This is a genomic window from Pseudomonas sp. NPDC089918, from assembly GCF_050280605.1.
GTDB lineage: Bacteria > Pseudomonadota > Gammaproteobacteria > Pseudomonadales > Pseudomonadaceae > Aquipseudomonas.
Genome location: NZ_JBNNVP010000013.1, coordinates 90,401 through 103,775, shown reverse-complemented (window position 1 = coordinate 103,775; position 13,375 = coordinate 90,401). Strand labels below are relative to the sequence as shown.

The window sequence follows — 13,375 nt, the reverse complement described above, 5'->3', positions numbered from 1 at the left end:
TTTGACTCAGCGCGCCTTGAGTTCGATGCGATACAAGCGACCGAGCAGCAACGAATAGGACAAGGTACCGACCAGCGCCACGCCGCCGATGAACCAGAAGGCGTAGGCAAACGAGCCTGTCGCGTGGACGATGCCGCCAATCACAATCGGAGTGACGATCCCGCCGATGTTGGCGGCCAGGCTGGTGACTCCGCCGGTCAGGCCGATCAATTCCTTGGGCGCAACTTCCGACACCGCCGCCCACGACGACGAAGCGATTCCCTGGGCGAAGAAGGCTATGGTCAGCACGGCAATGCAGATCACATTCGAGTCGGTGAAATTCACCAACACAATCGACATCCCCAGCATCGATCCGACCACCAAAGGCAACTTGCGAGCGAAGGACATTGAGTAACCGCGGCGTATCAGCAAGTCGGAGACGATACCGGCCAGCAGAATGCCGACCGTTGCACCCACGAACGGCAGCACGGCGAAGATCCCGGCCTTGATCATGGTCAGCTTGCGTTCTTCGATCAGGTACGTCGGGAACCAGGTCAGGAAAAAGTACAACGCCGAGGTGCTGGCGAACTTGCCGATGCAAATCGCCCAGATCTGCCGATAACTGAACAGCTCGGCGATCTGCCGCCAGTTGAACCGGGTGCGTTCCTGGCTGCTCTTGACCAGTCCACCTCCGGCTTCGATGTACTTCAGTTCTTCCTGGCTGACGTTCTTGCAGCTCAGCGGATCGCGGTACACGTAGAGCCAGATCACACCGAACACAATGCCGAGTATCCCGGTGCTGTAGAAAACATGGCGCCAGTCATAGGTCGTGGCCAGCCATAACAGCACGCCGGTAAACAGAGCCGTGCCCAGATATTGGCCGCACACGTAAATGCTGCTGGCCAGGCCCCGTTCGCGGGCCGGGAACCATACCGTCACCGCACGGCTGTTGGCAGGAAACGCTGGAGCCTCCATGGCGCCGACCGCCAGGCGCAGCCCGAACAGCGAAGCGAATCCTGTGGCAAAGCCCTGGCACACGGTGACCGTCGACCAACTGATCAGCGATACCCCGTAGGTGAAGCGGGAACCGAAGCGATCGGCAATAAACCCCGCAGGCACCAGGGCGAGGGCGTAAGTCCAGGCAAACGCGGAAAAAATCAGGCCCATTTCGATCTTGTCCAGGCCCAGGTCCTTGGCGAGGAACGGTGCGGCAATCGAGATGTTCACGCGGTCGATGTAATTGATGATGGTCGCAATCAGCAGCAATGACAGCATGAACCAGCGCCGACGCGTCGGCAGTCGCTGAGGCAACAGGGCGTCCCGGGCGCCGGCGCTCACCGACGGCGCGGTGGACGGGGAGGTTTGCGAGTTCGACATGAGTAGACCTTTTTATTGTTAGAAGAATCGAGATGTTCGCGCGCAGCCGAAGCCGTGCCCGCAGTGCCGGGGCAGAGCAATCGCTACTTGAATGAGAGGCGCGGACAGCCGCTGTCAGGCGCTCAAATACGCCTTCGGACTGGCTCGATCGGGGGAGGGTTGGCGAGAGGGAAAAACAGGTTCATCACGTGCGCACCTTTTGATTGTTTTTGGAAGGTTCGGGCTGCATTGGCTATCACAGTGGTCGTACAACTTCTCAAAATCAACGGAGGCGTTAGATCGTTTTTTCTTCTAAAAAAGGCGATGAATACAGGTGTCCAAGAAAAAACAAATCAGCGTATTTCCTTTGTTATGCTTTATTTGTTTCGTAAGTTGATGTTTTTAAATGATTAATTATCTTTGTGTACATGTAGATTTTTTGGACAGGCGACACATCACACACGGATACAATTAATTCTCTACATTGCATTGTCATCCTATGACGTGTTGAAGCCCGCGGTGTCTGCCTTCACAATCACCGCGGTCGCCGCCTGCATCGCGGCGCGACGACAATCTGTCCATGTACCTGTAGAGGATCCTCAGGCGATGTCGTCACCGAGTCGAGTGCCCACTTACGTCATGCAGCAACGCAGCGAATTGACGGACTTTTACATCCGCGACAAAAAGGGCCGGCACGCCGAAACCAGTCCGCATCGCCATGAGTATTTCCAGATCCAGATTAACCTCGGTGGCGATACCGTGCAGCACATCGGCAACGTCGAACGTCCGTTTCCGCGCAATACGCTGGCCTTCATCCTGCCGCATCGCGTGCACGTGATTCCGCATCCGGCCGACAGCAATTTCATGGTGATCAATTTTTCCCAGACCTTCCTGCTACCGCACTTGCAGTGTGACCCGATGGATCTGGAGGAGGTCTCGATTCTGCTGGCGCCGGAGTTGTCGCCGTTTCGCTTTCAGGAGCATCTGGATTTCATTCTGGCCGATGAAGATTTCAGTAAAGTCTGTGCCCTGATCGAGCAGATGCGAGTCCTGGATGAGAACCGTCAATTTGGCACTCGCGAGATGCTCAAGGGGTTGTTGCTGCAACTGGTGGGGAGCGTTTGTGCCTTGTATGCCGAGCCGCTCAAACGACTGGCCGAAGAGAATGCCGCCGAAGTAAGCCGGCGCGACGCGCTGAGCAGGATGTCCGAATACTTGCGCAAGAATATTGCCGACCCCGATCTCAACCTGATCAAGGTGGCTGCTGCGACCTACCTGTCTCCGACGTATCTGACGCACTGGTTGCGCAAGGAAATCGGCAAGACTTTCACTGAGCTGGTGCTCGAACGCAGGATGCACGCGGCACGCAATTATTTGCTCAATGGAACACGACCGGTGGGGGAGGTGGCGAGGTTGTGCGGTTTCGCTGACGAAGCTTATTTCTCCCGACGCTTTCGCCAGATACATGGCCAGCCTCCCGGGCAATTCAGACGTCAGCAACTCAATCCCGATACTCCGCAGGCACCGTCCAACACGTGATCGACCGTTGTAGGTGATGTGGCGGTAGATACGAGGTCGATTTGGGCGCACCGGATTGGCCAAAATTGGAGCAGGTACTCAGGCGCTAGATTGGTATTGCATCCATCCAGTCCAGTTTGTCGTTACGCGAGGTCAAGACCAGTAGCCGTCAAAGACCAAAAAATAGGCCCTGAGAAAATTCTTCGCCATCGCTTAATACGTTCAGCCATTAAAAAAAGCAGCCCTTTGGCACCGATAACATCGTTTCTCGGGCGTACCGTTTTTCAATATATTGGTCGCCAGATCTGGTGAATGACGAAACACTCACCACCCTCAGTGCGAGTAGTCTGTGACGAATATTCTGCGTTGCAGGGTGGCAGTGGCGTCGAGTCAATAAAAAGACTCGCATCGTCAGCTTCCCTCCGCGGCCTCGTCAAACTTCAACCGGGCCGTTTCAACCTCAGGCAATTTGTCGAGCGTCCATTTATGCAATTCGCGAAATGGCTGCTGCAGTGTTAGACCAAGTGGGGTGATCTCATACTGCACTGCCACGGGCGAGAACGAAATGATCTGGCGCGAGACGAGACCATTTCGTTCCAACCGCCGCAGGGACTGTGTAAGTGCCTTCTGAGTGACGCCCTCCAGGCGACGCCTGATGGCATTGAAGCGATGCGGCCCATCATCAAGCACCGCCAGAACCATCATCGACCACTTGTCTGCGATTTGGTCGAACAGCGCCCGGCTTGGGCAGTCTGACGAAAAACATTGCGGCTTTAATTCCAGCATCGAAGTTTCCTCATGTATACCTAGGCGACTCTAGGTGCCTAATTGACATTAGGTCTACAAAATATACTTATGTGACTTCCAAAAGCAAATGGAGTCCATCCAATGTCAAAGCTTGATACCAGCGTTTTATTTCGTCCTCTTTCCATCCGCTCGCTTGAACTGAAAAACCGGATTGTCATGGCGCCGATGACGCGTCTGTTCTCACCCGAAGGCGTCCCGGGTGAAGCGAGTGCTGCCTATTACCGGCGGCGGGCAGAGGGAGGTGTCGGGCTGATTTTGTCGGAAGGCACCGTGGTTGATCGCCCAGCATCGCGCAATGACTCCGGCATCCCTTTTTTTCACGGCGAAGCGGCGCTGGCGGGGTGGAAAAACGTGATCGATGCGGTCCACAACGCTGGCGGGCGCATGGCACCGCAGATCTGGCACACCGGTGCCACGCGTTACATCAACGACTGGGAGCCAGATGCGCCAGTGGAAAGCCCGTCGGGCCTTGATTCGCCAGGTGACCTGCGTGGTGTGGCGATGAGTGAAGAGGACATTGCCGACACGGTAGCAGCGTTCGCCAAGGCCGCAGCGGATGCCAAACGACTGGGCTTCGATACCGTTGAGATCCACGGAGCCCATGGTTATCTGATCGATCAGTTTTTCTGGTCTGGTACCAATCTGCGCACCGACCGCTACGGCGGCCCGACAATCAAGGAACGCTCGCGCTTTGCCAGCGAGATCGTATCTGCTGTTCGTCATGCTGTTGGCCCTGAATTCCCGATCATCATGCGCGTCAGCCAGTGGAAGCAACAGGACTACGGCGTACGCGTCGCTGAAACACCAGCTGTGATGGAAGACTGGCTGCTGCCATTGGTCGAGGCCGGTGTCGACGTCCTGCACTGCTCGCAGCGACGTTTCTGGGAACCTGAGTTTCCCGAAATTGACGGTGAGAACGGGCTGAACTGCGCGGGCTGGGCGAAGAAAGTAACCGGGGCCGCGACCATCAGTGTTGGTTCGGTTGGGCTAGAAAATGATGTTACTAATGCCTTCGCCGGCAAGGGATCAACCCCTGCGAGTTTGGATCGGCTCGTCGAGCGCATGGAGCGCGAAGAGTTTGATCTGATCGCTGTAGGGCGTGTTCTGCTGAGTGACAAGGATTGGGCCGCCAAAGTTGAAAAAGGCGATTACGCGGATCTGAAGGGCTTCAATCCGGCATCTTTAGCCGAATTGGTTTGAGCCTTATTACGGAGTATGGAAAGTGTAATGTTACAAAGGTTTTAGCCTGAAGAAATCAGAGGTCTCGCCTCGGATTTTGCGAGGTCGAGTCGTAATCTGTTGTTGAGTGCGCCCTGACTGTTTCAATGACCGAACATGTTAAGGCCACTCAACCCCCACGCAAACAGGATTGGGTTGCAGTGTGGCCCGGGAGTTTATGCGCAGGCTACACAGCGTCGCTAATTAATGTAGCGCTAGATTCTTCATGGTGCGAGTGGGCACCGTGTCATGGCGTCCATGTTTGTGCGTCGCGGGGCATCCACCAATTGGAGCTGCAAGGCTGCGGCGAAAAATGCATCGGCGACTAGGCTAGCGGAGCAGGCAAGCCGAGTTGGACTGTATAAAACTCGTGGCTTTCCTCTGCATTCATATTGCTCGTCGAGGCTTGCACGAAGCTCGGGCCCAAACGCTTCGGGTCCTGGTCAGCGGTCTACCAGCAGCTTCGGGATTGACGGAATCAAGGACCGTTCGACCTGCTGCTCAAATGGCTGCACATCAAGTTGATGCTTCCAAAACTGCGACTACACTCGGTCTTGCTGGCCCAGAAGGATCGACGGCAGCCGTGAGTTTTCGTTGGTCCCGTTGAATTATTTATCTTCGAGACAAGGAGCAGTCATGACTTCGCTAGACTCACTTCAGCAAAGGCAAATCAGTCTTACACACGCTTTCGTGGTCAACAATGCGGCGTTGCATTCTCAGTCCTGGAAAAACATGAAGAATCCTACGCCGAGTCAGGTTACGGACAATATCCGTTCGCGTCTGAATGCCTCCAAGGTAGGCGGCGGCTATGACATAACCTGGGGCCCCGCGCTGGTAATGGATGGCGAGTATGCGGCGCACATCACCGTGGTGCTGACCGGCGGGAAAAGCGGGAACGACATCGTCGTGGTGACGAGTGGGACACTCACGGATTCTTTGAAGGATCAGGTGGACGATCTCGATATTTTTCCAATGGTGCCGTTGCAGAGCGTAATCCCGGGCTGCCAGGGATCGGCGAGTATTGCCCAGGGAACGTCGGATGGTGTGAACGCGATACTGACCACAGCCTCTACTATCAGTTCTCAGGGCACACTGTGCGATTTTCTTGGGAAGCAGCAAAGTGGAGCGAACATCCGTTTGGTTGGTCATAGCCTCGGCGGTGCGCTCATGTCAGTGCTCGCGCTTTATCTGAAAGACAGATTTCCGGGCTTTAACTTCTTCTGTGAAACCTTTGCTGCGCCCACGGCGGGAGATGGTTTTTTCGCCAGCTATTTCAATAAGCAAATGGCCGGCAATGCGCTACGCATCTACAACACGCTGGATGTTGTTCCGATGGCGTGGTGTGCAACTTCTCTCGATGACTCCCTGACCCTTTATGAGCACGATCCCAAAGAAAACACGAGGAACATGGTTTGTTCCTGCATAGACAAGGTTGTGAATAACAACCTGAACTATACGCAATGGGGAATGGGCAGCGCGAACATGGAGCTGCGGCTCTGTGGGAAACTTCAATCCGACTGCACAAGCTACGAGTCTCAATCCGGCTATCAGCACGTCTATGAGTACATGACACTGTTGGGCCTGCAGCCCGGCGATATACCGATGCCGCCGTTCGGCAGCTAGTGAGATAGTCTCGTCGTCCAGACGTTCGGGTTGTAGTTAGGGCATTTCTTTGAGAAGCCTTAACTGCAACCCGTTTATCCGTAAACCTATTACTCGCAACGGTGCTTAAGCAGACGCGATGTGGATGGTGAATTCATCCTGCGCTCACTTGGTTTTCGGATTGACCAGTTAAATGCTGGCGCCACGGTCATCGACCGATTTCATCATTCAAAATTTGAACGTGTACCGAAATATCAGTCGATTTTCATTGGCGCTATCGGCGTAGGTGGAACGATTTGTCGAGTTTCGCCATTGTGCCGACACATTCTTGAACGGGCCGCTTTGTATTGTGTAAGTAATATCGGTAACGCGTTCCCATTCCTTGCCATCTTTTCCCTCCGATCGTAGAGACGCTGCTTGGGCTGAGCCCAAAAGGGTGGGATCTACATCTCCACCTTTTGCGTATTTCAAACCCAGGGTAAGTCCAGGTAGCCCTGCCGCTGCGAAGTCGAAATCGTAGCGTGCGATCCAGACGCGTTCTTGGGGAGCTGTGAATGTGCTGACCAATGACTCAGCGAACAGATACGTGTCGGCGCCATTGATCATGGCGAACGATGTATCCCCCCAGGCTTTCTGAAAACCTGCGCCGAAGGTGTGGCCGCTCTGGCGATAAGAAAGCATCGTGCTGAGGGTGCGGTTGTTCACATCACCTATACCTTCATCCCCTGTTTCGCTGGCAGAAAAATATCGGACGTCGGAGATTACTGCTCCGGAGCCAAGTGCTCTTTCAAACTTCAGACCGAAAAAATTCGAGCGGTAGAGATCTTCCAGTTCAGCCACGTGATAGCTGAGTGAGAGTTGTGGCAAGGGTTTGTAATCGAGTGCGAGATAGGTGTAGTGATCGGCCTTTACCGGTTTGTACCCAAAAGCCGTCAGTGACTCAAAGTCCGTTGAGTTTCGCTGTTTCACTGCGTTAATTCGTAACGCGCTGAAGGTTACAGGCTCCAGGTCTTTGGACACCAGCATTCCACCGCGAAACACTTGTGGGAGCAGGCGGCTGTTATTGCTGGACAGCAGTGGGAGTACCGGGTTGAGACCACCAATGCGTATCTCGCTGCGACCAAGGCGAGCCTTGGCGGTTGGAATGAATTTGCTGTACTCGTTATCTACATTGCGCTGTGAATCATAGGCCAATAGGCCCGAGCCGGTTCGGTCCGGGCTGGAGTCCAATTTGACCCCCAGCAGACCGAGCGCGTCGACGCCAAACCCAAGCGTGCCCTCAGTGAAGCCGGACTGCACATTCAAGATAAAGCCTTGAGCCCATTCATCGCGTTTGGATTGTTTGGCCCCATCGTTGCGAAAGTCACGGTTGTAGTAGAAGTTACGCAATTCAAGGCTTGTCTGTGTGTCCTTGATAAAGTCCGCGAAGGCGTTTGGAGCCGCGCAAGTGAACAGGATTGTCGAGACCGACGTCATACGTTTTTTTGCCATCTCTAATGCACCATTTGTTGTTGTTTTTGGTGATTGCAACGCGCGCAACTCCCTAAGGGAGCTACGCGCCCGCGCTCCGCATGTTGATAGTCTTTTATAAAGTGAAGTGTGGCCGAGGGAGTGTCAGCCGCTTGAAGCCAGTCGTACGATGGCTTCCCGACTACCCGCTTGTTGGCGAAGAATGAACTTCTGGATTTTTCCAGTGGCCGTTTTAGGAAGCTCCATGAATATCACTCGGCTTGGGCACTTGTAGCGGGCCAAACGTGACTGGCAATACGCGATGAGCTCAGCCTCGGTAGGTTGTTGAGATTCACTTTTCAGCTCGATGAACGCGCAGGGCACTTCGCCCCATTTGTCATCCGGCTGTGCGACCACGGCTGCATGAAGTACCGACGTATGACCATGGAGGATGTCCTCAATTTCTACGGAGGATATGTTTTCGCCACCGGAGATGATGACGTCCTTGCAGCGGTCGGTGATCTGCATGTAGCCGTTGGGATGAACCACCGCTACATCGCCGGTATGGAACCAACCGCCTTCGAATGCCTTCTGCGTCGCTGCCTCGTTTTTCAGGTAGCCCATCATCACGGTATTGCCACGCAGCAGCAGTTCACCTGTGGTCTGCCCATCATGCGGTACGGGCTCTAGTGTTTCCGAGTCGGCAACCATCAAACCTTCGAACGCCGCAGCACGCGAACCTTGTCGAACACGCATTCTGGCTTTTTCTGGTGCGCTGAGTTCATCCCAGCCGTCCTGCCAAACGCAGCTGATAGGCGTACCTGCCACTTCAGTGATGCCGTACACGTGATCAACCTGGAAACCCATCGACACCACTGCGTCCAGCACTGTCGCAGGTGGTGGAGAGCCAGCTGTCAGTACGCGAACCGAGTGCGAAAGTGCTGGTGGTTTCGGCGCATTGGCGATCATGGCCATCACGGTTGGGGCTGCACAAAAATGGTCAGCCTTGTGCCTGGAAATGGCATCGAAGACGTTTTCTGCAGATACCTTACGCAAGCAAATATGTGTCCCTGCCGCCGCCGCAATTGCCCAGGTGAAGCACCATCCGTTAGCGTGAAACATTGGCAGCGTCCATAGGTACCGAGGTGCCTGTGGAAGCGACCAATTGGTCATTTGCAGCAGGCTCATCAGGTAAGTGCCTCGGTGACTGACCACCACACCTTTTGGGTCTCCCGTAGTGCCCGAGGTGTAGTTGAGGGCAATAGGCAGCCACTCAGTGGTGGGCCATACCCCCTTGAACTGCGGGTCACCTTCGGCGAGTAGTGCTTCATAGTCTGGGGCATCTGCATCGACACATACCGTGGCTAGATGATCGCGAATCATGATGAGTGCCGGACGGAGTTCGAGCTGCTCCAGTGCCGCAGACGCAACGGCCATGTATTCGCAATCGACCAGCAGCAATTTGCATTCACTGTGACGCAAAATAAATGCAATGCCATCGGCATCCAGGCGATGGTTAATTGTATTGAGGGTGGCACCCGATAACGGAATCCCGAAATGCGCTTCGACCATCGCTGGCGTGTTGGGTGAGAGGATGGACACGGTATCGCCAAGCTGGATGCCTCGGCCTACCAGCGATGATGCAAGTCGGTAACAACGCTCGCGTGTTTGTGCCCAGGTGCGTTGCAATTCTCCGTGGATAATGGCCACCCGCTCAGGATGTACCAGTGCGGCTCGGTCCAGGAATCCAAGTGGGGTGAGCGGGACATGGTTTGCCAGGCTTTGATCGAGTCCACTTGCGTATGCGCCACTCATCATGGGCAGGTCTCCTTATTATTATGGTGAAAAACTGCGAAAGCACTGACTGGCTCCCGCGCCGTTACCAGCGTGTTTTCAATAGCCACGGGATCGGCGTAACCAAGGCTCATGCCACATACCAGCATCTGCTCGGCCGGGATGTTCAGAACGTCTGAAATGACATTGTGGTATTTGAGAAATGCGGCCTGCGGACACGTGTGCAAGCCTCGGCCACGTGCAGCCAGCATCACGCTTTGCAGGAACATGCCGTAATCCAGGAGGCTGCCTTGCTCAAGCACTTTGTCCAACGTAAACAGCAGGCCAACCGGGGCATCGAAGAATCGGTAGTTGCGCCCGTGCTGTTGGTGCATGCGTTGTTTTTCACCTTTGGCAATCCCCAGCAGCCCATAGAGATCCCAACCCACCTTACGCCTGCGATCAACATAGGGCGTGACCCACTCGCGTGGGTAGTATTCGTAAGGATCTTGCAGGTCGCTACTGAGCTGCGGATCGTTGTCGATAGCGGCGATTGCCATCGACAGCCGATCTTTGGCGTCACCGGTTACGACGTGAACGCGCCATGGCTGCATGTTCACACCCGAGGCACTGAAGCGAGCGATGTCTAGAATCGCTTCAATTTCTTCATGGGGCACAGCTGTCGGGAGAAAGGCTCTGACGCTGCGGCGTGAGGCGATTGCCCAGTCGACCGTGCGCTTAAGCTCTTGCGCTGACAGTGGCGGTAGTGACAAGCGATTCAAGGTACATATCCTTTAACGTGTTCAAGCCAGATGGTCAGGAACATGAAGACGGCTAGCAGTCTGTCAGCGTGATAAGGCTGGCGCTTTGCTGACCTGGGTGGAGTCCGCATGTGCCTGGTTTACGAACGTGACCGCCAAGGCGCCTATGAGGCCTGCGAGGGCGATCACCATGAAGTTTTGTTCAAGTGGCAAGGCCAATGAAACGAGCCTGCCGATTAGTACCGGCGCGATAATTGCGCCAATTCGGCCAACTCCAGACGCGAAGCCCACGCCTGTCGAACGGATTGGAGTGGGATAGAAATCCCCTGCGTAGGCGTAGGCAATCAGTTGAGTTCCGAGTGTTGAGGCGCCAACAATGAATACGACCACGAACAACAGTTCGGTTGAACGTGTAAAACCCATCACGGTGAGCGCCACTGCTCCCACGAGGTAGAATGTAATCAGCACATACTTGATGTTGAATTTATCGCTGAGCCATCCGCCTCCAATCGCACCGATAATCGCTCCCACGTTGAACACGATGACGAAGTTCAGAGCCGAGCCAAGACTATGACCTGACATTGCCATCAATTTGGTCAACCAGGAATTGAGCGCGTAGACCATGAACAGACCCGTCATGAATGCAGCCCAGATCATGACCGTGCTGAACCCGCGACCCTCGCTGAATAGCCCTTTGATCGGACTGTCGAGCGAAGCTTTTGTCTCGGCAGGATTGCCCGCGAGTACAGCGTCACTACTCAGCGGATAAGCGGGATTGATTCTTTTGACGATGGCGCGCAGTTCCGTTTGGCGGCCTTGTTTGAGCAAGTACGCCATGGACTCTGGCAGGGTCTTCAGAATCAGCGGGATTAACAGGACGGGTAGGCCTGCGACGTAAAAGACGGACTGCCAACCATGACTTTCGATCAGTTGTTTGCCCGTGAGCGCGACCAGAATGCCGCCCACGGAGTAACCCGCAAACACTAAGGTCACCAGCCGGGTACGAAGTTTCGCTGGCGAGAACTCGCCCATCTGTGCGGTGACGATCGGAAGGACGCCACCGATCCCCAGCCCGGCGATGAAACGGGCGATGCTGAAGCTGATCGGGTCGCTGGTAAGCCCCGCAGCCGCTGTGAACAGGCTGAACAACGCTACGCAGATGGCGATCATTTTAGGACGGCCGATACGATCGGCTAAGGTGCCCAGAAAGATAGCGCCCAGCATTGTCCCGAGCAGGGCCGACCCGGCCATGACACCAGCGCTTGTAGCGTCAATTCCCATGTCCTGCATGATGGCGGGAAGTGCAGCGCCGACTACGGCGAGGTCATAACCATCGATGATCAGAATCAGCACGCACCAGAAAAGAATCAGTCGATGAAATCCGTTGAATTTTGATTCGCCCGCGAGCGTGTAGACGTTCACTGATTGCATATCGTGTCTCCTTCAATTTTATTTTTGTTGGTGAAGTGCACTTGCTTAGGTACATCAGGGTTGCTTTCCCCCAAGCGGTTAGCCATTGGGGTACTCACTGACCACCGCAACCTCGATCTGGAATTGTTGACCTCTAGCGACTGGCGTTCGTAGGGAAGCCATTTGCGGTCATTCTAGGTAGGCGATTTGGCGCCGCCCATGCCTGGCCGCACCAACTTATGTGAGCTGTTTGGGCATGTCGCAAGAGCGCCGAGTGAACCCGCTGCGGTGTGAGGACAGGGTGGTGATAGCGAATGCCAGGGACGAGCTCCTGGCTAGCGGCTAATACGCGTGGGAGTAGAGCGAGTTTGCCACTTGGTGGACTTCACTCATCTAAATGATGGCGTCGATAGGCACCTGGATTGACGCCTGTCCATTTCTTGAACGCTCGATGAAAGGCGCTGGTTTCCTGAAAGCCGGTTTCTGCCGCGACTTCCGTAACCGTCATATCTCCACGCGAAAGCAGATCAATGGCCATGTCGCGACGCAGATCGTCCTTGAGATTCTGATAATGGGTGCCCTCTGACTGCAGCCGGCGCTGAAGTGTCGAGTTGGACATGCGCAGCACAAGTGCCAGGTCATCCCGTTCGGGCCATTGGTCTGGGCTCAACCCTCGCAAGTGTCGTCTTATCTGTGCGCTGATACTGTCGTCGTTGCGATACTTCACCAAAAGACTGGCAGGGGATTCTTTTAGAAACGCGCTAAGGGTTGTGGTCGACTGCGCAATTTTCATGTCCAGGAATTTTTTGTCAAAGCTCACAGCGGTCGTTGACGCATCGTATTGAATATCCTCACAAAAACGCATTCGGTAGTCGCTTTCGTCGTCGGGCTTTGGAGCACTGAAACTGAGCGTCTGCAATGGAATCCGTTGGTTTACAAGCCAGCATGACAGGCCATGTACCAAGATAAACCAGGTGCCGTAAGCAAACAGTCGTCGCAATATCCCCTGATCCTGCAGGACGATAAACGCTTGGTCTTCCTTGACGTATAGCTCGCCATGAATGTCATCGAGTACCAACCGCAAGAACGAGAGCATCCGAGGTAAAGCCTGTCCCAAGGTTGAGCAATCGAGTAGCGCGTGACACATCAGCTTGAAGCTGCCTCGGCGCATTGGATGACTATCAATGCCGAAAAACTCGTCATCCAGCAGGTCTGCCAGTTCCACCCACAGACGAGCAAAAGAAACAGCTGAAACTCTAGCTCTTGGGGCATCAAGCAATTGAGGGTCTATGTCCGCATTTGCTAGCGCAAGGGCCAGATCCATGCCTCGTTGCTTAGCGCTATGAAGAGCTTCATGCACCAGTGAGATTGACGTTGTTCCTTTGTCCAGGATGTTCGCCATAAGTTCTCCGTGGATGTGTGACCGTTACTCACTGTATTGCTTGCGCAGTTATCTCGCCAGCGAGACGATTTTTTGGCCCAAACGCTCATGCAAGCTGATG

10 protein-coding genes are annotated in these 13,375 nt (G+C 54.6%); 3 read left to right on the top strand and 7 right to left on the bottom strand.

Annotation, left to right across the window (positions count from 1 at the left end):
- Positions 1-6: 6 nt before the first annotated feature.
- The gene (locus tag ACQKPC_RS12030) at positions 7-1,356 is read right to left on the bottom strand and encodes an MFS transporter (protein WP_218395864.1); all 1,350 of its coding nucleotides are present in this window, start codon (positions 1,354-1,356) and stop codon (positions 7-9) included.
- A gap of 585 nt (positions 1,357-1,941) precedes the next feature.
- On the opposite strand from ACQKPC_RS12030, the gene ACQKPC_RS12025 reads away from it, so the two are divergent.
- Positions 1,942-2,874, top strand: coding sequence for a helix-turn-helix transcriptional regulator (locus tag ACQKPC_RS12025; RefSeq protein WP_427624748.1), 933 nt, complete (start codon positions 1,942-1,944; stop codon positions 2,872-2,874).
- 390 nt (positions 2,875-3,264) lie between these two features.
- Here the strand turns inward: ACQKPC_RS12025 and ACQKPC_RS12020 are convergent, their stop codons facing one another.
- Positions 3,265-3,639: a winged helix-turn-helix transcriptional regulator gene (locus tag ACQKPC_RS12020; RefSeq protein ID WP_218395861.1), complete on the bottom strand. Its 375-nt coding sequence runs from the start codon at positions 3,637-3,639 to the stop codon at positions 3,265-3,267.
- A 102-nt stretch (positions 3,640-3,741) separates the two neighbouring features.
- Here ACQKPC_RS12020 and ACQKPC_RS12015 point away from each other — a divergent pair, with 102 nt between their 5' ends.
- Together ACQKPC_RS12015 and ACQKPC_RS12010 are read left to right on the top strand one after the other, a co-directional pair.
- The gene (locus tag ACQKPC_RS12015) at positions 3,742-4,860 is read left to right on the top strand and encodes an NADH:flavin oxidoreductase (RefSeq protein ID WP_427624747.1); all 1,119 of its coding nucleotides are present in this window, start codon (positions 3,742-3,744) and stop codon (positions 4,858-4,860) included.
- A 654-nt stretch (positions 4,861-5,514) separates the two neighbouring features.
- Entirely contained in the window at positions 5,515-6,501 is a 987-nt protein-coding gene (locus ACQKPC_RS12010; RefSeq protein WP_427624746.1) for a lipase family protein, read from the top strand.
- 207 nt (positions 6,502-6,708) lie between these two features.
- Here the strand turns inward: ACQKPC_RS12010 and ACQKPC_RS12005 are convergent, their stop codons facing one another.
- From ACQKPC_RS12005 to ACQKPC_RS11985, 5 genes are all read right to left on the bottom strand, one after another.
- Entirely contained in the window at positions 6,709-7,971 is a 1,263-nt protein-coding gene (locus tag ACQKPC_RS12005) for an OprD family porin (RefSeq protein WP_427624777.1), read from the bottom strand.
- A gap of 123 nt (positions 7,972-8,094) precedes the next feature.
- Positions 8,095-9,747, bottom strand: coding sequence for an AMP-binding protein (locus ACQKPC_RS12000; RefSeq protein ID WP_427624745.1), 1,653 nt, complete (start codon positions 9,745-9,747; stop codon positions 8,095-8,097).
- Entirely contained in the window at positions 9,744-10,484 is a 741-nt protein-coding gene (locus ACQKPC_RS11995; protein ID WP_192343184.1) for a nitroreductase, read from the bottom strand. Before ACQKPC_RS11995 ends, ACQKPC_RS12000 begins: the two co-directional genes overlap by 4 nt.
- A gap of 63 nt (positions 10,485-10,547) precedes the next feature.
- Complete coding sequence (locus tag ACQKPC_RS11990) at positions 10,548-11,894, bottom strand: MFS transporter (protein WP_218395128.1); 1,347 nt, start codon at positions 11,892-11,894, stop codon at positions 10,548-10,550.
- A 364-nt stretch (positions 11,895-12,258) separates the two neighbouring features.
- Entirely contained in the window at positions 12,259-13,275 is a 1,017-nt protein-coding gene (locus ACQKPC_RS11985; RefSeq protein ID WP_427624743.1) for an AraC family transcriptional regulator, read from the bottom strand.
- Positions 13,276-13,375: the final 100 nt, after the last annotated feature.

Coding starts and splice junctions, on each gene's coding strand:
- ACQKPC_RS12030 (WP_218395864.1), bottom strand. CDS start 1,356: ATGTCGAACTCGCAAACCTCCCCGTCCACCGCGCCGTCGGTGAGCGCC.
- ACQKPC_RS12025 (WP_427624748.1), top strand. CDS start 1,942: ATGTCGTCACCGAGTCGAGTGCCCACTTACGTCATGCAGCAACGCAGC.
- ACQKPC_RS12020 (WP_218395861.1), bottom strand. CDS start 3,639: ATGCTGGAATTAAAGCCGCAATGTTTTTCGTCAGACTGCCCAAGCCGG.
- ACQKPC_RS12015 (WP_427624747.1), top strand. CDS start 3,742: ATGTCAAAGCTTGATACCAGCGTTTTATTTCGTCCTCTTTCCATCCGC.
- ACQKPC_RS12010 (WP_427624746.1), top strand. CDS start 5,515: ATGACTTCGCTAGACTCACTTCAGCAAAGGCAAATCAGTCTTACACAC.
- ACQKPC_RS12005 (WP_427624777.1), bottom strand. CDS start 7,971: ATGGCAAAAAAACGTATGACGTCGGTCTCGACAATCCTGTTCACTTGC.
- ACQKPC_RS12000 (WP_427624745.1), bottom strand. CDS start 9,747: ATGATGAGTGGCGCATACGCAAGTGGACTCGATCAAAGCCTGGCAAAC.
- ACQKPC_RS11990 (WP_218395128.1), bottom strand. CDS start 11,894: ATGCAATCAGTGAACGTCTACACGCTCGCGGGCGAATCAAAATTCAAC.
- ACQKPC_RS11985 (WP_427624743.1), bottom strand. CDS start 13,275: ATGGCGAACATCCTGGACAAAGGAACAACGTCAATCTCACTGGTGCAT.